This window comes from Fibrella arboris, assembly GCF_041321095.1.
In the GTDB taxonomy this organism is placed as follows: Bacteria; Bacteroidota; Bacteroidia; order Cytophagales; family Spirosomataceae; genus Fibrella; species Fibrella arboris.
Genome location: NZ_JBGGWE010000006.1, coordinates 1 through 23,671, shown reverse-complemented (window position 1 = coordinate 23,671; position 23,671 = coordinate 1). Strand labels below are relative to the sequence as shown.

Below are 23,671 nucleotides of genomic sequence, written 5' to 3'. Positions count from 1 at the left end.
AGAAAAAGGCCATTTGCTCTGCGTCGTTGCACTTCGCTGTCATTGATTGTCGTTAGTTGTTCCAATGAATGGCTACTGGTTTCTACAACCCCTGCCCCTGCGCGATCAGTTCCGAGATATCATAGACCTTAACGGTGTCTTCGCGGTTCTGGTTTTTCACGCCGTCGCTCATCATGGTCATGCAGAACGGACAGGCTACTGCGATGGTATCGGCGCCGGTGGCCAGGGCTTCCTGGGCACGTTCAACGTTTACGTCTTTCTTGCCGGGTTCGGGCTCTTTAAAATATTGAGCACCACCCGCGCCACAACAGAGGCCATTGGCTTTTACCCGTTTCATTTCCACCAAATCAGCGTCGAGTGACGCTAGTACCTCGCGGGGCGCTTCGTAGATCTTATTGGCCCGCCCCAGGTAGCATGAATCGTGAAAGGTGATTTTACGGCCTTTGAACGCCTGACCGTCGGCCACTTTCACGCGGCCTTCGTTGATGAGCTGCTGCAAAAACTGCGAGTGGTGAATGACTTCGTAGTTACCACCGAGGTCAGGGTACTCATTCTTGAGCGTGTTGAAACAGTGCGGGCAAGCCGTTACAATCTTTTTCACGTTATAGCCGTTCAGCACCTGAATATTGCTGACGGCCTGCATTTGAAACAGGAATTCGTTGCCCGCCCGCCGTGCCGGATCGCCCGTGCAGGATTCTTCAGGCCCCAAAACGGCGAATTTGATACCAACGTGGTTCAGAATTCGGACAAAAGCGAGGGTGACGCGCTTATACCGATCATCGAATGAACCGGCGCAACCCACCCAGAACAGGATTTCGGGTTCGTCGCCAGCGGCCATCATATCGGCCATGGTGGGTACGGTGACTGTTTTTTCGGACATAGTTTTTTGAGTTTACTGTTTGCTGTTTGCCGTCTTCTGTTGCGTTGCTACATCACTATACTGGCCGATATGCAGCGCAACAGAAGACTGTAGACGGTAAACAGAAGACTATTTTGTGTTGATTTCGTCGGCCCAGTTGAAACGGTCGCTTGGTGAGAATTTCCAGGGGGCCTGGTTGTTTTCCACGTTACTGAACATAGCGTTCCAGGAGGCCGGGGCCTGTGCATCTTCCATTACTTTGTAGCGCCGCATTTGCAGGATGATATTGAGCGGGTTGATATTGACGGGGCACGCATTAACGCAGGCCTGACAGGTGGTGCAGGCGTTGATCTCTTCCACCGTTGTGTAATCGCCCAGGAGTGCTTTTTCGTCGGTATAGTCGGCCCCATTTTTCTGCTTGCCAGTCATGATCTCTTCGGCCCGCCAGCGGGTATCCATCATGATCTTGCGGGGCGACAATTTTTTGCCCGTTATGTTGGCGGGACAGGCGGCGGTACAACGGCCACACTGGGTGCAGGAGAACGCGCCCATAATATCGACCCACGATAGGTCAGGTACGTCCTTCGCCCCGAATTTGCCCAGGTCAGACGGCTGTTCACCATTTTCATTCGCCTGCGCCGCATGACCAGCCGCATCGTCCACCACGGTTGGTTCGATACCAAGCGCCAGTTGCACCTCTTTGGTGATCGTTGGCATGTTCTTCATCTCGCCTTTGGGTTGCAGATCCGAGAAGTAGACATTCGGGAAAGCCAGGCCAATGTGCAGGTGTTTCGAGTAGGTGACGTAGGCGGCGAAGAACAATATACCGAGGATGTGGAACCACCACGAAAACCGTTCGTAGGCAACCAATGTACCGTCGCTCATGCCTGAGAAGAGCGGCTTCAGGTACTGACTGATCAAAAAATCGGGAACAATGCCCTTCAGTTCGCCGTAGTGACCTACACCCCGATCACGGAGTACGCTATCGGAGGCGTTCCAGGTCAGGAAGGCAATCATAAGAACGATTTCGAAGACCAGAATGAGCGTGGCATCGAGGCGGGGCCAGCGAGGGCGCATTTCTTCGTGATTTTCTGGTTGCAGGCGGCTTACTTTCGTGAGGTAACGACGGCATAGAAAGATTATGCAGACGGTTAGCACCCCAAAAGCCAGCACCTCGAATACGCCGATCAGCACCGGATAAACAGGAGCGATATAAGGCGCGAACACCCGGTGTGTGCCCAGCAACCCGTCGATGATAATCTCCAGGATTTCGAGGTTAATGATGACGAAACCAACATAAATGACCAGGTGCATGAGGGCCACCGTTACGTTGGTAAACATCTTTTTCTGCCCAAACGCGATGAGCAACATCAGGTTCAGGCGTTCGCCGGGGTTATCGCTGCGGTCTTCGGGTCGGCCCAGATTAATGGCTCCGGTAATGTAGTTGATTCGGCGGGCGATGACCACAGCGGCCACAACAAGCGCCGCAGCGAATAAAACTTGTTGAATTATGTTCATATTTTTTAGCAGGTTAATCGGCTAATAGTCAACACAGAGGCCGCTATGATGTTCAGGGAAAAACTTTTTTTCGGGTCAATGGCTTGCACAGCAAGCCTCTATCGCCTACTTTTGCACCCACGTTTAACACAGACGTCGCGGTGATGTAGCTCAGTTGGTAGAGCAAAGGACTGAAAATCCTTGTGTCGGCGGTTCGATTCCGTCCATCACCACCTCATTATCAGGGAGTTACGATCAAAAATCGTAACTCCCTTTTTTGTTGGTACAACAATGGTACAACATTTTGAAATTGGGGTTTCGGCAGCGTGAATTGGTTCATGTCGATTAATGTTGGTTCATTCCCAGCCTGTTATGGCTAATCACTCAATCCTGTAAAACTTCACGCAAGCAAAGCCATCGCGGATGAGCCGGATTATGGTGGTCACTGCTGTAGACAATGACCGTTGTAATCGCCTGCGAAAATAACAGGTTTTTCGATAGTATGCATGCATACTATTTTGTGAATTGTTTAGCGGGTTCGCTTCCGGCTGCGTTGGCGGGTCCGTTCGCGCACCTCTTTCTGTTCAGCTATCAATCGCTGTAGATGGCTATCCGCTTCTTTAGGTGCAGATGCATATGCCTCTTGATTGTCGAGGAATTGCTTTGCCTTCTCGCGTTGCCGCTGGATATTGATTTTGTCAGGATCAGTTGGAGATAGGAGATCGTCTCTCTCGTTTAAGAAATCAGTCAGCGTTTGCCGATAGTGATTGATAGCCTCTGTGTCTAGCAATGTCTCCCGCTCATCATCTGTCACCTCTTCATCGCGTTCCGTCTCATCCTGCCCCGAATGCGCTTCGATTGATGGCATTGTGTTGTCTCTTGAGTTCGTGTCGTGGGTGGTCGGCAGTTTAGCCGTTTCCTTCGCTACTGTGGCGTTGTGCTGGCTGGTCAATTCGTCGCTCATTGCGAGAAACGCGCTGGCCACCGTTTTTTTCTTTTCAAGGCTATCGTTTTGAACCTGTTCAGTGGTTTGCTCATGGCCCATTTGGATAAAGTCCGCCATCAGTTTATGACGACGATCCATTGGCTCACGCGGCGGCTGATTGGCTGGCGTGTCGTCTGCATCTATCACACGCTCCTTTTTACGGTCACTCGTTGGATCGGCTTTTTGCTGTGGTGTGTTCGCTGCATCACTACTGCTCTCCTGCCGTTCCCGCATCATCTCGATAGCTCGTTTCTCCGGTATCAGCGTGGCATCGCGTAACCGCTGCCGGACCTCTTTGATCCGCACCCCGTTCAATTGCCGCACCAGATCAAAAGAGCGGCCCTGCTCGTCCACCACCATGAACGGATGACGGGGTACGCCTTCCGCCAGTAAGTACCCCTGCCCGTGAACCGCTTGAATAAAATCAGGGGCGGTTGTGGTGTCCTGCCACAGCTTGGTCAATGTCTCTTTAAGCTCGGGGCGGTGTTGGTTGCGGTGCGGGGTTGGAGCCTGTTCAAACACGCGTTCCATTTCTTTGCGGGCGCGGTCTTGTGCCAGGCGGCTAAAGCTGTTGGAGATGACCTTCCCGGTCTGGTGATTGTAGCGTTCAAACACGACATGGGCGTGGGTGCGGTTTTTCTTGGTGTGGAGAACCAAAACACGGCGTTGCCCGTCAAGCCTCAACTGTTCGCCTAAAATGTCGGCGGCTGTCAGCCAGTCCTCGGTGGTCATCTTACGGTCTTCGCTGTAGGCCGGATTGATCTGTGCGTGATACAGGCCTTTGGGGCTTTTGGTCAGCTCCGCTGTCATCGACATCGTCTGCAAGGTTTGCTGCAAGTACGACGCTTTCGCGTTCATCCGGCCATTGACCTCCAGGATCTGAACGCGGTCGTTCTGTTCGTGACCGAGCAGATAAGCCGCCAATTGCCCACCATTGCCCCGTGTGTTGCCCCTAATGACCATGTGTGAGGAGAGCCAGTAGTTGAGCGGTCAACGCATCGACGCTCTCCATCGCCTGCGTCACGCTGTCTGGATTAATCCCGCTGGATGGCCCCTGCCCGTCCCGATTGAGGACGTGGGCAATCTGGTTGACGTTGCTGCCGATTTTACCCAGCTCGGCCATGAGGTGTAACAACACCTCCCGCTCCGGTGTCGGCACCCGGCGCGATGGCTGACCGGCGATAGTCTTGAGCCGCATAAAATCGCTCGGCGTGTGACCACTCTCCTGAGCGCGTTGCCAGATCAGCTTTTTTTCGGCCAACGTCACCCGTATGCGAATGGTCAGTTCGCGTTTATCGTCACTGTCTTTGTGCGGTCGTGCCATACGCTAGGGGGAAGCTAGTGGGGGAATTAAGGCAAACGCAATGGGGCAATGAAAAGAGGGTTAAGGGAGAAAATAGTCTCCCTTACAAGCAGGGTTTGGACGCGCAGAAACGGAGTTTTTGTAGCTACAAACCACGTCTTGCAGGGCTTCGCTTATCTGGCCGTGGACCCGTTGGTCGAAGTTAGGAAATTGGGCGGTATGTGCGACATGATGTGCTGATTTTGTGTAGGTTACCGCTTAGTAAAGATGCGGATACATGTGAGCGTGTTCATGGATCGATTTTTTACTTTTAGGGACTATCCACCACGACATAATTTTCATTCACATGCAGCCGATTGAACAGGCGGATGCGTCCCCTCAATCCGTCATCGGAAAATGGTTTGGCGTCACATCCAGTGAGATTGATGAACTGTTTCGCAGCGAGCCAAACCCTAGTGCGTTTAATAAAGCGGTGTTGGTGGCTGTTGGGTTGTTCTTGACCCCTATCACTTTGGCTGGGGCGTTGCTCGGCTTTACCCGCGCCTATAACCGCTTCACGCGTCGCCTGAGTATCGCACCGACCTTTGCCAGCCTGACCCCAATTACCAAGTTCGCGATGGTGGTGGGAGCCCTGCTGATTTGGGTTGCTGTGTTTAGTCTTTTTATCGCTCTGCTCCAGTTTGCCAAGATTTTAGGCATGAGCGGGCAGTTCTTTCTCATCTTTTTCGGCTTCAATCTGTTCTTCTCGCTCGTCGTGTTCGGAGCCTATCGGAGGTGGCGGATTGGCATCAATAACGCGCTGATCGAAGGCAACAAGTTTGGTTCGGCGCGGTTTGCACGGCCAGAAGAATTGAACGCTTATAGAACTGGACCAGGCCTGTATATCGGTGGCGGGTTTGTCTTCAAAGACAAAGGCCACATGCTAACCGTGGCTGGAACACGGGGCGGTAAAGGCACCAACCTCATCATCCCGAATTTGCTGGGACTTGGCGGCTATCAAGGCTCGTGGGTGGTAATCGATCCCAAAGGCGAGAACGCGGCCATCACGGCGCGGTATCAGCGCGAGAGCAGCCAAAACGTTGTCATCCTCAATCCGTGGGCATTGCTGGAAGAAAACGTTGGTGAGGCTACAAGCTATAACCCACTCGACATCCTAGCCGATACAAGCAGCATCCATCTGGTCGATGATGCGCACATGATCGCGGAAATGCTCGTCCCCGTTGAGCGCGGTGACAAGAACAAGTTCTTTACCGATACGGCACGGTCGATTGTAACCGGGCTGATCATGCAGATCGTCACCACACAAGAAGCCGATGATCGCACCCTCACCACCTTGTGGCGGTGGGCAAGATTAGCGGGTGACGACTGGGATGAGCTGATTGCGCGGATGCGGCTCAATGACGATCCGGTCAACGGCGAGATCGTGCGTAATGCTGGCAACGAGATTATCAAACTGATGCAAGCGGGTGAAGAGACGTTTGGCAGCATTCTCTCCTCGGTGTTGCAGGCAACTGACTTTCTGAAAAGCCCAGCACTACAACAATCACTTCGCTCTGGTTATGACCCAACTAGCCTCTCCGATGGCGATACGTCTCTCTACATCATCATACCCGCCGACAAATTACAGAGCCATGCACGATGGCTGCGGCTCATTGTAACAACGACACTTCGAGCGGTCGTACGCAAGCCGAATAAGCGTGTTACATTTTTGCTTGATGAGTTTGCAGCTTTGGGATATTTGCCTGAAATTGAGACAGCTTTGAGTACCTATGCGGGGTTTGAAGTGACGGTTTGGCCGATCCTACAGTCGCTCATTCAGTTGAAAGGATTGTATGGGGATAATTGGGAGACGTTCACCGCGAATACAGCTATCCGTCAGTTTTTTACGATCAACGACAATTTCACGGCAAACTATGTGAGTGCTTCAATTGGGCAATCGTCGCATGTGATCACAACAAAGGGTCTATTCGGTGGGGTACAGGATGCTAGCAGTAATCAACGGCCACTGGTCACACCGGATGAGGTACGGCGTGGCTCAGCGGACAACATTTTCGCGTTTCTTGGTGGTAACCCGCCGACAGTGTTTCTGAAAAAGCCTTACTACCAAGTAGCAGAACTGAGTGATAGGATAAGCAGAAATCCATATTTCTAATAGATTTTTCACTTAGGTCAACGTTATAAAATACCTCAAAATGAAAAGAGAATTATTTAATGATGCAGTTATAAATGATTCTATCTCGTTCAAAATAGATTTTTCCGAAGTACAGCTTGATGCCCAGAATGAGCATCAATTTGATGCTATTTATATACCTTCATTAGGTTTGAGAGAAAATCTGTTAAAGGTTGTTGAAAAAGTATCTAAATATGCGAATGAGATTGTAATTATTTTTTCTGGCTTTGTGCCTGATTGGATTATTAATTTTAGTCCAAACAATGTTAGGATTGTATCCAATGTTGAGAGTGTAATTTCATTTGAAAGGCTGAAATCTATTAAATCTTCAAAAAACCCTTCTCTGGCTTTTATGGATGATTATGATTTACCTTTGAAAAGAAATTATGCGTTATTGGATTCAAGAGTAAAAGGCTATGAGGTGATAGGCCTTATTGATGATGATATGGTTTTTACGGAGCTTGATATAATTAAAGCAATGAAATGTTTGAGTTCTTATGCTGATATGGTTGGTTATTACGTACTAGATTACCCAGACGTATCTACAATCGATCATATAGAGAGATTTATCAATCAACATCCTTCTAAAGTTTCCATTGGAGGCAATTTCTTGTTTTTTAAAATGGATAAAATTACAGGATTTTTCCCCTATCTATATAATGAAGACTGGTGCTTTATATTTTCAAATTTAATCTCTAATATAAATATATATGTTTGCGGTTTTGTGAATCAACTTGTACATGAACCTTGGAAAAATTACAACAGAATAGCTTTTGAGCAGTTTGGTGATGTGGTTATAACCGGTTTTAAACAGCTATTAGCCAACAGATGCGATATCTTCAATGAAGAAATATTTTTTTGGCATAACATATATGAAAATTATAAGGATAGGTTAGAGAATCTGCTAGCTAAAACGAAAGATTTAGAGTTTATTTCTGTTCTTCAGCATGCTATTATATGTACATCAACTTTCTCACCTGATGACATTTTACAATTCGTTAAACATTACAAATCTGAAATAAGTCAAAACTGCTATGTATAAAGAAGAAATTGTCTCCCTACATGCACACGATGGAATGCCAATTCCGGCAATATATTCGTTCAATGATGAATATGATACTCCGGGGAGAGCCATATTACTTCTTCACGGATTGTCATCGAATAAGATAGGCTATCTGAACTTTTATTCTCGCTTGGCAGAAAGCTTTTGTGAAAAAAATATTGCTACTTTGAGGATAGATTTAAGAGGGCATGGTGAAAGCCAAGCTTCGCCAAGAGAATTCACTATTTCTTCGCAAATAACAGACTCTATTGTTGCGTTAAAATGGTTAGTGAAAAAAGGTATTAGTAGGGTCGATCTTTTTGGTTCTAGCTTTGGAGCATTTCCATGTATAAAGTTAGCCAGTTTGTGCGATGGATTAATTGACAAAATTTTTCTTTTAGCTCCGGTATTAGATTATCAAAAGACTTTTATTGATCATACAACTCCGTGGGGAAAAGAAGTCTTTTATAATATCCTCGAGCGTACTCTAATTAATGGAGAAACTATAAAGATTTCTGAAACATTTTATATCCATTCGGGAATAGTGGCAGAGATGACAATAATCAATATTGAAAGCCACTTACTTAAGTTGTCAAATGAAATTCATATTATGCACGGCGATAATGATGGAATGGTTAGCTATGACATCGCGAAAGAAATTTCCGAAAAGAGTAAAAATCTAGAATTCCATTCTTTCCACAATATGGAACACGGGTTTACTGACAAAGGAGATGATGATGGTATTTCTCCTCGCACTCAAGAAAACTTTCATAGAATTGTACAAATTGTAACTTCTTAATATATGATTAAGAGCAGCAACGGCCGTTTTTTTATTGACCCAAGTGCAAAAATTGGCGTTCCTTTAAGATTTTTACAAGGATGTGTAGTGTCAAAACATACTCTTGACAATACAATGGTCAGATTACCAAAAAGTTTATACATCGGTCCTTATGCGATAATAGGAGAGAATGTTACATTAGGCGAAAACACTGTGATAGATGCATTCTGTAAAGTGTCTAGCAGCGTATCTATTGGAAAAAATACTCTGCTGATTTATAGAGCTATGGTTGGAGGTGAAGCTATAATTGGTGAAGACTGTGTTATCGGTGGAGTAATTCCAGAACGAGGAATCATTGGAAATAGGTGCAAGGTTTTTGGGAATTTAGTACACACTCATAATGATAGTACAATGTCTTGGGATCATCATGAAGTTCCTGAACCTTCTGTTACCATTAATGATGATTGCTTTATTGGATTTGGTGCGCAAGTCATAGGAGGGTTTGAGGTTGGTCCAAAATCATATATTTGCTCTGGAGCTATCATAACTAAATGTGTTCCTCCATATCATATAGCTAGCGGAGTTAATAAAATAGTACATTATAGTAAATGGAAAGGCGATTTGAGAAATAATCCTATCTTTCTTCAAGAATAATCATGGAATTTTATCTGTCTACTTTCGGGTTGCACAACCCATTCATAAATTCTAAGCTGCCAGACCATGCTATATTTCCAATAGCAAGCGAGTTAAGCAACGGGCTTGACTTAGACTACACATCTTTATTAATAGGTGAAAAGTATTACATTGACGAAGCGGCATTCAATTATGTTCTATCGAAAGAAAAGAAGTTTTTGTTGCCAATGGCAAAAACCCTGGTTCTTCTACAAGAAGAAGGTCTAATTGAAACTGTTAATGTAAAAAGTCTGGTTGCTCAGAATGAGAAGCAATTATTAAAAAAAGTCGATCATTTAGTTGATAATTACATGCCATGGCTTTTGATAATGCGAGAACAATGGAAACAAATAAAAAACTCATATCAAGATTTTCATAATAACTTTGGCTCGCAGGAAAATACTTTCTTAAATACTAGTTATTTTCCCATAGTAAATTATTTAAATCAAATTGGGGAAAGTGATAATTTTGTCAAATATGCGGAACTTCTAAAATTAATAGAGTCTAATAAAAAAGTTTTTTCTATTAAAGAAATACAGTACATCAAAGACATAGCCAAACCGTTATTAGCTCAATTGTTGATAAATGATTTGTTGAGGAGTAAAAAAAATAGTCCTATACTAAACTGGGATGACTCCAAAGCTTATTACGAGCAGCTTTATTCTTATCAATGGCAGCAAACAGGTGAAGATAATACTAGCTTAATTAAAGGAGTTAGAACGCTATTCGACGTGGTTGTTCCATCATTGAAACCGAAGAATATAGAACAAGTTGTTCGCTTTATTAAAAACGATAAAGCAGTAAACTCTCTTAGAGGTGAATTGTTGCTTTGTATTAATAACAATGTCGAAATATCTGAAAAGTGGTTACTTGAATACCTGAATAAAGTCTTTTTGCATGACTTGGAAGTGAAATCTAAGATGAAAAAATTCAAGTGGCTTGGAGTGGCAATTAGTTCATTCCTACCAGGTGGAGGCGCATTATTACAGGATTTGGCTATGGAGGTGGGACAGACACTTATAGAGGACCAAATTAGTGATAAGGTTGAAGATAAAATGCATGAAAGGTTTAATTGGTACTACGCACTTCAGAAAGATTTATTGGATCATAAATAAGTACACAGATAATTTATAATATCGATTAGTACATCTTTTTTGTTTTTCACACATACTAAGCTTCGGGAAGATGTCTGACAGGTATTATTAGTAGTCTGACTATTAGTAAGTTACGTTTTTTGGCACCAGCTTAGTCTTCCCTAACCATGCTTAACAAACTGAACCGCTGACCACCTAGTGCTGATTCCTACTGTATAAAATCATGCATGATACGCATGGTTCAAAGCAGTTCGCCAAAGCAGGCTAGGGAGTATTTCAACTCCTCGTTGCGACGCGCCGATTACTACTTGAATGGCCAGGAACGTCCGGGCTGTTTCAGTGGTCGTATGGCCGCTCGCCTTGGTATCAACGGACCCGCTACCAAAAATACGTTTCATGCTCTCTGTGAGCATATTAATCCAGTAAGCGGTGAACCCCTCACCCAGCGTAAAACGGCTAACCGTACTGTCGGCTACGACATCAATTTTCACTGTCCTAAATCCGTCTCGATCCTCCATGCGCTTTCGGCTGATGATCATCTGTTGAACGCGTTTGAAGACAGTGTGCAAGAGACTATGCGCGACCTTGAGGCTGATGCCCAAACACGGGTGCGCAAAAACGGCCAGGATGACGACCGGATCACGGGTGAATTACTGTGGGCCGACTTTATTCATCAGACTGCCCGGCCGGTAGGTGGTATCGTGCCCGATCCGCATTTGCATGCCCATTGCTTTGTATTCAACGTCACATTTGATGCAGTTGAGAACAAATTTAAGGCCGGGCAGTTCCGCGACATCAAACGCGATATGCCGTATTACCAGGCCCGGTTCCACAAAATTCTGTCGGACAAGCTGATTGGTTTAGGTTATCGCATCCGGCGCACCGCTACTGCCTTTGAAATCGAAGGGGTGCCGCCGCATATCGTGGCGTTATTCTCCAAGCGCACCAACGAAATCGGTCAAATCGCTAAAGACCTTGGTATCACCGACCCTGCCACACTCGATCAATTGGGTGCCCGAACCCGTGCTAAAAAGCAAAAAGGGTTGACCATGACCGAACTGAAAGCTGAGTGGCGCAAGCAGATCACAAGCCTGGGCCTGACGGATAAGGGTGAAGGCGATCAACTTATTCGCTATGCACCAGCGCAGCACATACCATTTCTCACGCCCGACCAATGCGTTGACCATGCCCTTGCGGTGCGGTTTGAACGGGCCTCTGTGATGCAAGACCGGCGTATTCTCGAAACCGCCTACCGGCACAGTCTGGGCCAACCAAACGTGACGGTCGGTCAAATCACCGACAGTTTTGAGCGCGATACTCGCATTCTTAAATTAATGGACGGTGCCAAAATGCTCTGCACCACCAAAGCGGTGTTGGCCGAAGAACAGCAGATGGTCAAGCTTGCCAGTCAAGGAAAAGGTACGTTCCCGCCACTTTACGCTACTATGCCACCAATGGCTCTCGATGGTGAGCAAGGTGACGCTATCGCACACGTCCTGACCACGCCTAATTGTGTGTCGATTATACGGGGGAAAGCGGGTACAGGGAAAACCACTTTGATGCGGGAGGCCGTGCGGTTGATCGAAGCCACCGGGCGGCGGGTGACGGTGGTGGCTCCAACCGCACAAGCAGCACGGGGCGTGTTGCGCGACGAAGGGTTTAGCGAGGCTGAGACCGTGGCATACCTGCTAGCGTCTCCTGCCCTGCAAGCAGCGTTAGCGAACGGGGTATTGTGGGTCGATGAAGCCGGGTTGTTGAACAATGCCGATATGACAGCTCTGCTGACATTGGCGATCCGGCAGAATGCTCGGCTTATCCTGAGCGGCGACACGCGGCAGCATCCAACCATCATCCGGGGTGACGCCCTGCGCATTATCAACACCGTAGCCGGGATTAAATCCGCTGAGGTCAGTCGTATTTTCCGGCAACGTGACCCGGCCTACCGGCAGGCCGTGCAAGCCCTGTCAGAGGGGAACGTGCAGCCGGCCTTTACCACACTCAACGCGCTGGGGGCTATCAAGCCGGTCGATCCGGTTAATCCATATATGACGCTTGCCACCGACTATGTGACGGCTCTTAAGCGGGGCAAGACAGCCATCGTGATCGCACCGACCCACCATGAGGGCGACCGGGTCACACACGCTATCCGTCATAAACTGCGCCAGGCTGGCCAGATCGGAAAGAAAGAGACTGCTGCTGCGCAATTGGTCAATCGCTATCTGACCCAAGCCGAAAAAAGCGACGCGCGGAATTACCAGCCCGGCCAGATCATTCAGTTCAATCAGAACGTAACCGGTATCAAGCGGGGTGAGCAATGGTCGGTCACCTCTATTGAACAAAGCCAAGTAATGCTGGCTAACGGTCAAGGACAGATAAACACGTTACCGCTCAAACACATGGCGGCGTTCGAGGTGTATCAGCCACGCGAGATCAACTTAGCCAAGGGCGATAGCATCCGCATTACCCGCAACGGATTGGATGCCACAAAACGGAGATTGAACAACGGCCAATTGTTGGAGGTCGTCGCTGTCGAACCAACTGGAACGATCCGTCTAAAAAACACGATCAGCAAGGTCAGCTACACATTGCCAAACAATTTTGGCCATCTGGCCTATGCGCATTGCATCACCTCTCATGCCGCACAAGGTAAAACCGTCGATGAGGTGTTTATTGCCCAACCGGCCTCGACGTTTGCGGCAACCAACCTGAATCAGTTTTACGTCTCGGTCTCACGTGCGCGGGATCGGGTGCATATCTATACGGATGACGCAGCGGGATTGCTGGGGCGGGCAGCGGAAACAGGTAATAGGCTTTCCGCATTGGAACTCTTGAAACGCAAAAAAGCCACCCGGCGAACAGCGGAACACCTAGTCCGTAACATGCAACCAACGGCTAAACCAGTTAAGGTACCACCTGCCCCGATCAAGCCGCCGATCCAGCGAAAGGGGCAGACCCATGCACCACGTCCAAGACTTTAAAGCCAACTTCGAGGAACCGGTGCAAGACCGGTTGGAATTAGACCGTCCGGTTGATCCCTCAACCAGTGTGATTGAACTTCATTCAGATGAAAGTTCTGTCCGCAACCTCTGTTTCGTCTGGCTGGACGGGCGCAAGGCGTTTTTCAATTACGCGTATCTGGTAGCAGCAGAGTTTAACATGAACACGAAACAGAGTGTGATTAAGCTTGATTTCTCATCATACAGCATCAATCTCTATGGTTACATGTTGGAAACCCTGTTTATGGCCTTTCTTGATCATCTGCCACGGACCGTCATGGCCATTGATCAACGCTATACTCTCATTGCTGAGTTAAACATACCCGTCGTCGTTGATATTCTAATCGAGGGGAAAGCGGATTAAACAGGGATTTAGACCATCTGTTTTGACCGCTCATACAATGAGTCCCACTTAACGTAAGCTGCCCTACTCACAATAAATCCAAGAAATCAGCAACGAGCCTGACCCTATGAAGACGTAATGGACACCGTCAAAAAAATCTTGGTAGAGACTGTTGACTAAAGTTATTTTTGTATATTTGTCAACATGAACCTAACAATAACATGATCACCTCCGTCGGCACTAACCTTACGCGGATCCGCCAAGCTCGTGGATTGACCATGGAAGAACTAGCTCGGATGGTCGGCTGCACGAAGCAGTCAATTAGCTTGTATGAAAGCGGACAACGCCATCCTGACAGCCAAACGTTACTTTCCATCGCGAAGGCTTTGGATACAGACATAGACTCGTTTTATGACAGTTATAATGTCGCGTTTGAGCTAAACAGTGTAAGCTATAGAGAAGGGATGTTACTAAATACAACGCAACGCACATCGGTTGAAGAGCAAACCAGTGCCAAACTCAGCGACTATTTGGAGTTGGAAACGATTGCAAAAGCCTGTATTGAATTTATCAATCCGATTGAAAACATCAAAGTCAACAACTCACAAGATGCAGAGAAAGCGGCCAAAGAACTTCGAAAACAATGGAAGATGGGAGATGGTCCGGTTCACAACATTTCCACTTTTCTGGAACGTAAAGGAGTCCGCATCATTAAAATTGATTTTGGTTTTTCATACAGGCATGAAGGCCTCTCTGGCTGGGCCGAGCAGAAGCGTATTCCAGTGATCGTATTAAATGCAAGGCAACAGGATACAGCACGTGTGCGTTTCACAATGCTTCATGAGTTAGGTCACCTACTACTGATGATTGAAGACAATCTTACTCTTGAGGTTGTCGAGCGGTTGTGTGATGCTTTTGCGGGAGCAGTACTGCTTCCTGCTGATACATTAGCGTCAGAGCTTGGCAGGAATCGAACTCTTATTGTCATGCCTGAACTCCGACGTATTAAAGAACTGTATGGTATCTCAGTTCAAGCCATTATGGTACGGGCACGGGTCATTAGTCTAATCTCCCCCGAGGTTTATCAAGGTTGGCAACAGACTTCTAACTCGAATCAAGATCATGGGCAATACCAAGGCACAGAGGAGCCGCAACGATTTCTTCAGATGCTATATCGCTGCTTGAGTGAAAAGAGAATTGGCTTCGACAAGGCCGCTCAGCTTGCAGGCTGGGACGAAGCCGAATTGAGAGAACAGTACGTACAACAATCAGAATTCTAAGATGAGACCTGTAGTCCTAACCGATGTTCATTTGGCAGCGAGACTGGTCAGGTCTGGTTTGTTGAAGTACTATTCCCCTGAACAGCTTCAATTCCTGATATCGGATATCGGTTTTGACTACAATTACCCCCAAACAGTTTATAACCAGCACGATAAAAGTTTTGCCGAGCGCATGAGAAAACAGGGATTTTTACGTGTGAAGTCTTTCGATGACATACAAATGACGCGCATGTATGCCCTCTTCAGGCAGTTCAAGCCAAAGTTTACGATCAGGATTGTATCGGCATTGTTGTTGGCACAGATGACAAATTCTACGCTGATCAGCGAAGATGAAGTGCTCCGTGATGTAGCCCCGATGTGTATGATTTCAGCGCACAATAAACAATGGTTGGTTAGTCAATTAGTCCACGAGTTGGCGTTTCAGGGGATTACGCTTGATGTCGAACTCGTTAACGAGTTGATATAAAAAAAACCAGGTGGAAACCACCTGGCTTACGGGTACTGAAGAAGGAAACAAAAGCATAGCCAGCTTTTGCTAACTCTAAGCTTGACACCTCAAAGTTACGCCCTCCTTCAATAGACCGCAAGTTGTAGGCTTGGTTTCAACTAAAACCGACTGTATGGTCGGCTGTAGACCTGTATTTCTCACTAAATATTGATTAAAGGCTGAAAGAACCCGCACATCAGGCTGTAAATACAGCCCCAGCCATAGGATTTTCAATGGCTGATCAGTTTTTCTCTCTTTAGTTAATCTGTCTAAGAAAATGTCTACAAACACAAGTTTGAAGTGCAAGTTTGAGGTGTTTAAAAGCACCGTTAATGGTCAGTTTTATTTTCGGTTACGGGCTGAAAATAGCGAACCCATCTTTAGTAGTGAGGGGTACTTACGGAAGTCTGACTGCCTAGATGGTGTAACCGCTGTGCGAAAGTATGCGACACAGGAGCAGTATTACAATCGGTTAGGGCAAGCTTCCAACCTTTACTTCACGGTGGAAGCCTCCAACGGTGAACCACTGGGTCGCAGCGAAATGTATACGGCATCCGCAGCCCGGGAAGTTGGTATTGCATCCGTCAAAGCGAATGCATCAGTGGCTCCAATTGTCGATTTGACCACCGTAGCAGCCTAAGTTCGATCAGCCGCCTTCTGTAAGAGAAGGCGGCTTTCTCACTTCAATCATAATCAATAACATGCAACCTTCCAGTGAAAATAATCTTGATGCTAACTCGCCAAGTCAACAATTGGCGCATGGCTTCAAGCGAACATTGTTTGGCTTCTCGCCCTCTTTTAAGAAAAACAGTCGTGATGACAATTACGGCTACTTGTATCCTGGCGCGTTGACTACGCCCTTTTCCACGGAAAATCATGATTCGCTGGAGCGTCTTGGTCGCAGCATGATCGACACCAGCAGCGCAGAAAGTCCCTCAGAGTTTAGCACAATTGACTCAGGGTACACTTACTTTGGTCAGTTCGTCGATCATGACCTGACGCTGGACGTAGATTCCAAAATGGAAACGGCACAGGATGCTAGACAACTCACCAATTACCGCACACCTAACTTCGACTTGGATGCTTTATACGGCGACGGTCCGGCGGTTAGCCCTTTTATGTACGACTCTGAGCGTATCAAATTTGTGGTTGGCAACATGAGCAACGAATTTGACGTGCCTAGAACGCCAGTAGGAACCGCCATCATTGGCGATCCGCGCAACAACGAAAACCTATTTGTCTCGCAGTTTCACATGAGTATGCTGCGTTTCCACAATGCTGTTATAGACCAATTACGTACGCAATTACCGGGATTACGGCCGGACGAGTTGTTTCAACGCGCCCAGACAGAAGTGCGTCGCCATTACCAATGGGTTGTCATACATGATTTTCTACGCACCATTGTTGGAGCGGACGTAATCCGTGATGTCTTGGATAAAGGGCTGAAATATTTTAGCCATAAAAAATATCGCCGGTTTTTCATGCCGGTTGAATTTTCGGTAGCTGCGTACCGCTTTGGTCATAGCCAGATTCGTAATCAGTACCGCTTTAATCGGAACTTTACTAACGATGGTTTTTTCAATGCTTTCGATTTCATCAGAGGTAATGTGCCCAATAGCTGGGTTATTGATTGGTCGGGGTTTTTTAGTGAAGTAGGACGTGAAGCGGCCAATAAAGCGCGAAAAATAGATACGCGGGTTGCCTTGAGTATGAGCAACTTGCCTACGGCTCCTGGCACTCCCCCCAGTTCAATGTTTGCGGTCCTCTCAGCACGCAATCTCGTGCGCGGAATGGCACTACAGGTTCCATGCGGTCAAGCCGTTGCTAAACGGATGAGAAAGCAGCCGTTAACCGAAGAGCAATTGATGAGCAGTCCTTTTGCAAACCCCACCCCCGAACAAGGTGTCCAGCATCAGCAGGTTATAGCCGTGCTACAGGCTAACGATAACCTACTGTTGAAGCAGACGCCGCTGTGGTATTACATCCTCAAAGAGGCTGAAGTGTTGCAAGCGGGTAACCAATTAGGGCCAGTTGGCGGGCGGATCGTAGCAGAAGTTTTTGTTCGAATCCTAGTGGACAGTAAAGATTCAATTATGGGGAAAGAGGCCGTTGACACCAATTGGCTGCCACAATTTGGTTTAAATGGAAAAGATCCAGCAGATTATAAAATTGTAGATTTGCTTCGCTTTGCTGGGACGTTTGCAATCCCAAGTGTTAGTTGATAACTACAGATTTTCGCAGAGATGAAGAAAAGCCGCTGTCAAGCGGCTTTTCTTTTAGGGACATACCTCAAGAAAGTTGCAAACTATGAATGTATTCAACGGCTTTTTGCGCATGTGATGCAGCGGTAAAGATCAGCTTCTTGTCATCCTGCAAGGCATGCAACCACGTTTGGATGTAGGCAGCATGCTGTTGTTCGGGCATTGGCTCAAAGCCTAAATCCGCAGCTAGAAAACAGGCTCCCAGTTCAGCCACCAGTTCTTCTTTGGCATAGCCTGCATCACCGTAGGTTTTACGACCGAGATCACGATCCAGACGGGTTGGATGACGGGTCCAGTGCGTCAACTCGTGCGATAAAACGGCGTAGTAATCAGTGACGGTTTGAAAGCTCTCAAACGGCGGCATCTGTACCTTGTCCGTCATGATTGAATAGGATGCTTGGGTGCCGGTATAAATATCGACTTTCGTCTGCGCAAAAAAGGTTTCCAGCTCGGCATTGCGCTCTTTGGTATCAACGATACCTGGGGTGAGTGACGGATAGAAATTCTCTGGCAGGCCGTCAATCTGTGAGGCATTGAAGACCGCATAGCATTTCAGGAACGGGATCTGGCTGGTGGTCTTTTCGCCCTGGGGATTTTCATCTTCACGCGTGATTTTATCGGCATAAACCACCTGTGTCGCTTTCTCCCCTTTGCGCACGTAGGCCTTGAGTTCAACGGCCTGTTTGTAGGTCATCCAGTACGGCGAGACATAGCCCTGCTCAGCAGCCGTACCCCACAGCATCAGCGTGTTGATACCGCTATAGGGAATGCCGTTCCAGCGTAACGGTCGTTGCACCTGTCCGGCTAAGTGTTCAGCGTTCCAAGGCTTGCGCCATGTCAAATTACCCTGTTCGAGATCGCTGATAATTTTGTTGGTAATACGGGCATAGATGTCATTTTGGGATGCGTTGGATTGTGTCAAGGATGCCTCCTGTGGTGCGGTTGTAAAACGGGTGGTTGTGGACGTAGGTGTTGTCATCGCTTAGTCCTTTCGTTGGTCAGGATGATGGGGACGAAAAACCCGGCGTTAAGTCGAATGAACCAGCCAGAATATTGGTGGGGCGGGGAAAGCGTGAAACGCTGGCGAATATTGTGGTTGGTGGAATGAGCGCGTCGGGTACATCGCCAGGATGCATCCTGACGGAACGATCACGGACAGATTTGATGACAAACGCCTGTTCACGAAACGCAGTAATCAGCCACGGTCAGCGGGGCATCAGCCCTTCATCGGACAGCGACAGATAGTTGTGCGGTGTGATGATCAGATGATCGAGAACGGCAATATCCAGCAGCTTGCCACCCTCTACCAGTTTCCGGGTTAAGGTCAGATCGGCGGAACTGGGCTGAAGATTACCGCTGGGATGGTTGTGGGCCAGAATAATGCCGACAGCCTTTGCCTTTAGTGCCGTGGCAAAGATGATCTTGGGATCAGCAATACAGGCTGCCATGCCGCCAGTGGAAATGTCTGAGAGACTGAGACAGTTGTTCTTTTGATCCAGCAGCAGGATTTTAAACTGCTCGACTAGTTCGATCCGGTTCGCGTCAAACGCTTGCCGCAACACCTCATAGGCGGTAGCGGATTGCGTAATCTGAATGCGGTCCTGATACGGGATCTTGTTACGGTAGATAATCTCGATTTCGTTGACTTGGAACAGGTTTTGCAGATGGAGTTGTGTCATGGTTCCACCTCACAAAGTCAGATGAGGTTTGTGTATATGCCACGCATTGACATCTTTGTGCGGCGCATAAATGCGGTTCATCGTCTTGTGAACAAGGTCGGCTTGTGTCGTGAAGAACTCGTGCAACGCGGTGGTAGCCGTGTCTCCGGCCTTATCATTATCGAGCCAAGTATAGGCCGTGCGATAGCCATAGTTCTGAATGTATGGAATGGCGTGCTTTAGACAGGCGAGTGAGTTGAGGACAATCGTATCGTCCTTGAAACCCTTGCCATTTAATTGTGTGATGGCTGAGAGGTAATCCATAAAACCTTCAAACACATGGATGCCATCCGGCTTCGGTTCCGTGCCCCTTATGAAGCTGATGGCTTTAACGCCCAGACAGCCTTTGAAGAAGGGATTACGCAGTTCGTGGCCACCCTCCTCATTGACAAAGCCTAGGGCGAAAAAGCTTTTCTGCGTAGTCTTGTTGCGGACGTGGATTTCTGTGAGATGTTCTTGTGCAATGGCTAGTGGAATGCCACGCTTGTCGAGGTAATGGATCAGACCGAGATGCTGAATGGCTTTTTTGGTTTTGAGTATTAGGACCGGCTCTTTGGATTCCTGTGTCGATCTGACGGGAATGGATGGAAATTGATATGGTCCCAGACCAATGTTACCCAGCCAGCGCAACGCGTCTGACGTGGTGTCGGCTTCACGGGTGAACTTGAGAAACGCGCGGGCAAAATCAATCGGATCGCCGCCGCGTCCATCGCCGTAATCATGCCAGCGATTGGTTTTGAGATAAACGTAAAAACTCGGCGTCTTCTCTTCGCGCACGGGCGACAAATAAAGCTGTTTGTCAGGGCTGGACGTTCGGGGATTTATATTAAGGCGTTCCAGAATTTGGGCAAGCGGTATCGCTTTCGCATCATGAATGTTCATGGGCGTCTCCACAGGCAATTGAATGTAATGGATGGTGTGGCTTACCGGCGACAGAGGCCGGGTCGGACCTACCGGATCAGGCGTTGCTCGATAAAGTGATCGAGGTCCGCTTTGCGGTAGCGGACAGCGCGGCCAATCTTGATGAATTTGAGGTCATAGCGTTTCGTGCAAGCCCAGACAGCGAGTGTGCCAGGGGAAACGCGGAGATAACGGGCAGCAGTTTTGCGGTCAAGCAGCGGTTCATTATTGTTATTCTGGGTCATTAGGTGCCTCCTCTGACGGATACGCCAACCATAGGATGGTATGATAGGAATATATTCAGTATATGCCCATAACACGGCAAATACAATAGGAATCTGATCCTGTTAATGAGGGATAATCCAATAGAGCCTGATTGAATGTTGGCTCAGCCGGAACAGATTGATTTTACGCCCGCATGACCACCGTCATACGTTTGTAAAATCGCGGTGGAACAGTCCAAACGGGCGTTTACGGTGGGTGATGGCCAAGATGCCGGGATAAAACTTCATCAACTAGGCCAGGCTCGTTGATGATCCCAATCACCACTTTTGCCCTCATTTCCCCCGGTTTTGAAGTCAAACCCACCCGCTGTATAGTAGGCCTTATGACCCCCTTTGGCTTGATGTAGCTTTGAGTCATCAATCCAAACAAAAACAAAAAACAACTACATCTCGGTCATGAAAACGGCTAATCTTCTTATCCTCTCCACGGTTTGTGCTACCCTTTGCCTTTGCTCATGCAGCAAAAAGTCTGACGATGTGACGCCCGCTCAAGGCACCCCCCAAACCCCAACTCAGTCAGCTACTCAGATCGCTGCTGGGTTTCGGGTTAAAGTTGAAGGGAATCTCTATACACCTGACTTAAATTATGCCCTCACCACCTCTCCCGGCGATGAGACCTACTTCGGCATCTACGGGCTCGACAGTAAAACGAGTAATTTGGTGGCCCTGCTCTTACCAAAAACGGTGGGTGAAGGCACCTTTCCCATTGACAAGGTCAACATGGGCATCATCACGGTGAACCAATATGATTACTCGACCCGCAATGAGGGCACGGGCACGGTGACCATTCTTAAAAAAACGGCCACCAACGTGATTGGTACGTTTAGTTTTACCGCCTATGATGCCTCGCGCCTGTACAAAGGCACGTTGACCGAAGGCAGTTTCAACGTGGCCTTTAAGTAGCCAACTGGCGTTTAAGGGTCGCTTTTTATACAGATTCCCCCAGCGGAAGGCGGTCGAACGAGTCGGCTCTTTCGCTGGGGGAATCTGCTTATGCGACACAACCACCCCATTAGGGGAATTGTTGAACGGGCTCCATGAGAAGAGCCCCTCCTATATTCTTTCTTTTGCAACTCACGTTCTAGATCTTCAAGCGTTGGCAGAGTGCCTTTCAAGTTATCTGGAATGCTTTCCGTCAGTCGATATTCAGAAATTCTGATTGGCTTGTTTATATCCTTGAGCGTGTATTCGACAATCGCTTTGTCCTTACACGGAGCGTTCAGACCTAAACCAATAACTATAAATTCAACATTAATTTTTGCGGTAGAACTGCGGTAGAACTGGAAATAATTTTGGTGTGGCCTACTAATTAAGTGCTTGAAATATGGTGGGCGTAACAGGGATTGAACCTGTGACCTCTCCCGTGTGAAGATGATTTATGGTTAATTATCGGTCTTTAATGGTCGTATTTAGTCTTTGATATTTATCAAAATAGCTTGCAAACAAGACGAACCGATATATACTGATATTAACCCTGTCGGTAGCACTAGGGTAGCACTGGAGGCCAATCTTATGTCTACTTCTCATTTCCAATTCCGAAAAGATTCTATAGATGCACTCCCGCCACGTGCGTCACGCTATCACGTTGCAGATCATAAAATTCCCGGCCTGCAACTGGCTGTTTATCCGTCTGGCATAAAGACATTCATAGTTTATCGAAAGATTGATCACTCGCCCGAACGGATCAAAATTGGTCGGTATCCTGATCTCACCATTGAGCAGGCCCGGACGGAAGCTAAGCGATTAATGGCCCTGATCGCTTTGGGACAAAACCCGCACAAAGACCGGGTTGCTGCACGACAGGCGATGACGTTCTTAGAATTATACGATCTATATTACACGCATCATGCCCTAAAATTTACGAAACGACCTGACGCCAACAAGAAAATGATGGCCTGTCAAGTCTTTCCGGTATTGGGCCAATTGAAAGCTGACAAGATTACCCCGGAACACATTCGTAATTTTCATACGAAACTAGGGCAACGCTATGCCGGTTCGACTGCCAATAGGCTGATCAACATCATCAGTGCCGTATTTAATTTCGGTGTTCGGGAGAAATACATCCAATCAGCAAACCCGTGTATCGGCCTGCGCAAGTATAAATCCGTTAGCCGTGACCGGTTTCTAAGCTTTGACGAACTGGACGCATTTTATGCAGCTTTAGAGCAGGAAGATAATTTATTCAAGGATTTTTTCCGGCTGCTATTGTATACCGGTGCGCGGAAATCAAACGTCCTCTCGATGGCATGGTCGGATCTGAACCTTGATCTCAGACGTTGGCGTATTGGCGAAACGCAGACTAAAAACAGGGACGTGAATATTGTGCCACTCTCCGAACTAGCCTTAGCCATTTTACGGAGACGGGACGCCACGAATAAAGAAACTGACGCACCCTCTCCGTTTGTGTTTCCTGGCGCAAGCCCCGATGGTTATTTGAAAGACCCTAAACGAGCGTTTGACCGGATCAGGGAGCGCATGCAAGCTCCTGATATTCGGATGCATGATCTGCGCCGCACTTTAGGGAGCTATATGGCCATTGGTGGGGCCAGTCTGCCGATCATCGGCAAAGCGTTGAACCATAAAAGCCAGGTGTCTACCGCTATTTATGCCCGGCTGTCCAATGATCCGGTACTTGAGGCTGTCAATCAGGCTTCCACACTGATGCACAAGCGAATTATTCCCTAAACCTTAGAGTGCCAATCGGATAATTAGCTGTTAGCAATGAGATCATTGTGTAAAGATAGAACCAACTATCGATTTACATACAGGCCCTTCTGTTTAATTACTCCAAAACGTTTCAATCTAATTCACAAATTAATAATCAGAAGGTTGTTATATTACCGCAGCTTTGTTGTGATTTTCATTATCCTCATTTTTATCTTATTGAGATGTGAGTAGGTTCATAAAGATGCTTTCTTTTTTAGGTATGGCAACTTACACACCTGCTGACTACGAACTGCTGCGACGGCGTTGTGCCGCTCTCAAAGAGCAGAACTGGCCCC

General features: G+C 47.4%; 21 protein-coding genes and 1 tRNA gene. 14 read left to right on the top strand and 8 right to left on the bottom strand.

Annotated features, from left to right (window positions below):
* Positions 1 to 82: 82 nt before the first annotated feature.
* Together ACAW75_RS12125 and ACAW75_RS12120 are read right to left on the bottom strand one after the other, a co-directional pair.
* On the bottom strand, positions 83 to 850 hold the full coding sequence (locus ACAW75_RS12125) for a (Fe-S)-binding protein (protein ID WP_370729291.1): 768 nt from the start codon (positions 848 to 850) through the stop codon (positions 83 to 85).
* A 138-nt stretch (positions 851 to 988) separates the two neighbouring features.
* Entirely contained in the window at positions 989 to 2,377 is a 1,389-nt protein-coding gene (locus tag ACAW75_RS12120) for a 4Fe-4S dicluster domain-containing protein (RefSeq protein WP_370728992.1), read from the bottom strand.
* Between the two features lie 139 nt (positions 2,378 to 2,516).
* On the opposite strand from ACAW75_RS12120, the gene ACAW75_RS12115 reads away from it, so the two are divergent.
* Positions 2,517 to 2,589: transfer RNA gene (locus tag ACAW75_RS12115), tRNA-Phe, on the top strand.
* Positions 2,590 to 2,885: 296 nt separating this feature from the next.
* Here the strand turns inward: ACAW75_RS12115 and ACAW75_RS12110 are convergent.
* Together ACAW75_RS12110 and ACAW75_RS12105 are read right to left on the bottom strand one after the other, a co-directional pair.
* Positions 2,886 to 4,304 (bottom strand): relaxase/mobilization nuclease domain-containing protein, encoded by a 1,419-nt coding sequence (locus ACAW75_RS12110; protein WP_370728991.1) that lies wholly within the window; start codon positions 4,302 to 4,304, stop codon positions 2,886 to 2,888.
* Positions 4,294 to 4,665 (bottom strand): plasmid mobilization protein, encoded by a 372-nt coding sequence (locus ACAW75_RS12105; protein WP_370728990.1) that lies wholly within the window; start codon positions 4,663 to 4,665, stop codon positions 4,294 to 4,296. Before ACAW75_RS12105 ends, ACAW75_RS12110 begins: the two co-directional genes overlap by 11 nt.
* 325 nt (positions 4,666 to 4,990) lie before the next feature.
* On the opposite strand from ACAW75_RS12105, the gene ACAW75_RS12100 reads away from it, so the two are divergent.
* The 11 genes from ACAW75_RS12100 to ACAW75_RS12050 all read left to right on the top strand — a co-directional run bounded on the left by ACAW75_RS12100 (position 4,991) and on the right by ACAW75_RS12050 (position 17,728).
* Positions 4,991 to 6,796 carry a type IV secretory system conjugative DNA transfer family protein gene (locus tag ACAW75_RS12100; protein WP_370728989.1) on the top strand — a complete coding sequence of 602 codons (1,806 nt, stop codon included), beginning with the start codon at positions 4,991 to 4,993 and terminating at the stop codon, positions 6,794 to 6,796.
* A 40-nt stretch (positions 6,797 to 6,836) separates the two neighbouring features.
* Positions 6,837 to 7,856, top strand: coding sequence for a hypothetical protein (locus ACAW75_RS12095; RefSeq protein ID WP_370728988.1), 1,020 nt, complete (start codon positions 6,837 to 6,839; stop codon positions 7,854 to 7,856).
* Entirely contained in the window at positions 7,849 to 8,655 is an 807-nt protein-coding gene (locus tag ACAW75_RS12090) for an alpha/beta hydrolase (protein ID WP_370728987.1), read from the top strand. The genes ACAW75_RS12095 and ACAW75_RS12090 overlap by 8 nt, the downstream gene beginning before the upstream one ends.
* Before the next feature lie 3 nt (positions 8,656 to 8,658).
* Complete coding sequence (locus ACAW75_RS12085; protein WP_370728986.1) at positions 8,659 to 9,288, top strand: DapH/DapD/GlmU-related protein; 630 nt, start codon at positions 8,659 to 8,661, stop codon at positions 9,286 to 9,288.
* A gap of 2 nt (positions 9,289 to 9,290) precedes the next feature.
* Complete coding sequence (locus tag ACAW75_RS12080) at positions 9,291 to 10,421, top strand: hypothetical protein (RefSeq protein ID WP_370728985.1); 1,131 nt, start codon at positions 9,291 to 9,293, stop codon at positions 10,419 to 10,421.
* Positions 10,422 to 10,627: 206 nt separating this feature from the next.
* The gene (gene mobF / locus ACAW75_RS12075; RefSeq protein ID WP_370728984.1) at positions 10,628 to 13,378 is read left to right on the top strand and encodes a MobF family relaxase; all 2,751 of its coding nucleotides are present in this window, start codon (positions 10,628 to 10,630) and stop codon (positions 13,376 to 13,378) included.
* Entirely contained in the window at positions 13,356 to 13,760 is a 405-nt protein-coding gene (locus ACAW75_RS12070) for a hypothetical protein (protein ID WP_370728983.1), read from the top strand. Before mobF ends, ACAW75_RS12070 begins: the two co-directional genes overlap by 23 nt.
* A 200-nt stretch (positions 13,761 to 13,960) precedes the next feature.
* Positions 13,961 to 15,019, top strand: a complete 1,059-nt coding sequence (locus ACAW75_RS12065; protein WP_370728982.1) for a helix-turn-helix domain-containing protein — start codon at positions 13,961 to 13,963, stop codon at positions 15,017 to 15,019.
* 1 nt (position 15,020) lies between these two features.
* Entirely contained in the window at positions 15,021 to 15,485 is a 465-nt protein-coding gene (locus tag ACAW75_RS12060) for a hypothetical protein (protein WP_370728981.1), read from the top strand.
* Positions 15,486 to 15,783: 298 nt separating this feature from the next.
* Positions 15,784 to 16,146 carry a YegP family protein gene (locus ACAW75_RS12055; RefSeq protein ID WP_370728980.1) on the top strand — a complete coding sequence of 121 codons (363 nt, stop codon included), beginning with the start codon at positions 15,784 to 15,786 and terminating at the stop codon, positions 16,144 to 16,146.
* A 61-nt stretch (positions 16,147 to 16,207) separates the two neighbouring features.
* Positions 16,208 to 17,728: a peroxidase family protein gene (locus tag ACAW75_RS12050; RefSeq protein WP_370728979.1), complete on the top strand. Its 1,521-nt coding sequence runs from the start codon at positions 16,208 to 16,210 to the stop codon at positions 17,726 to 17,728.
* 67 nt (positions 17,729 to 17,795) lie between these two features.
* Here ACAW75_RS12050 and ACAW75_RS12045 read toward each other — a convergent pair whose 3' ends face one another.
* The 4 genes from ACAW75_RS12045 to ACAW75_RS12030 all read right to left on the bottom strand — a co-directional run bounded on the left by ACAW75_RS12045 (position 17,796) and on the right by ACAW75_RS12030 (position 20,630).
* The gene (locus ACAW75_RS12045; protein ID WP_370728978.1) at positions 17,796 to 18,746 is read right to left on the bottom strand and encodes an ArdC family protein; all 951 of its coding nucleotides are present in this window, start codon (positions 18,744 to 18,746) and stop codon (positions 17,796 to 17,798) included.
* Between the two features lie 226 nt (positions 18,747 to 18,972).
* Positions 18,973 to 19,446 (bottom strand): JAB domain-containing protein, encoded by a 474-nt coding sequence (locus ACAW75_RS12040; protein WP_370728977.1) that lies wholly within the window; start codon positions 19,444 to 19,446, stop codon positions 18,973 to 18,975.
* Positions 19,447 to 19,455: 9 nt separating this feature from the next.
* Positions 19,456 to 20,367, bottom strand: coding sequence for a DUF8464 domain-containing protein (locus tag ACAW75_RS12035; RefSeq protein WP_370728976.1), 912 nt, complete (start codon positions 20,365 to 20,367; stop codon positions 19,456 to 19,458).
* Between the two features lie 68 nt (positions 20,368 to 20,435).
* Complete coding sequence (locus ACAW75_RS12030; RefSeq protein WP_370728975.1) at positions 20,436 to 20,630, bottom strand: helix-turn-helix domain-containing protein; 195 nt, start codon at positions 20,628 to 20,630, stop codon at positions 20,436 to 20,438.
* A 435-nt stretch (positions 20,631 to 21,065) separates the two neighbouring features.
* Between ACAW75_RS12030 and ACAW75_RS12025 the strand changes: the two genes are divergently transcribed.
* Positions 21,066 to 21,572 (top strand): DUF6252 domain-containing protein, encoded by a 507-nt coding sequence (locus ACAW75_RS12025; RefSeq protein WP_370728974.1) that lies wholly within the window; start codon positions 21,066 to 21,068, stop codon positions 21,570 to 21,572.
* A gap of 609 nt (positions 21,573 to 22,181) precedes the next feature.
* Positions 22,182 to 23,354 (top strand): tyrosine-type recombinase/integrase, encoded by a 1,173-nt coding sequence (locus ACAW75_RS12020; RefSeq protein ID WP_370728973.1) that lies wholly within the window; start codon positions 22,182 to 22,184, stop codon positions 23,352 to 23,354.
* The last annotated feature ends 317 nt before the right edge of the window (positions 23,355 to 23,671 follow it).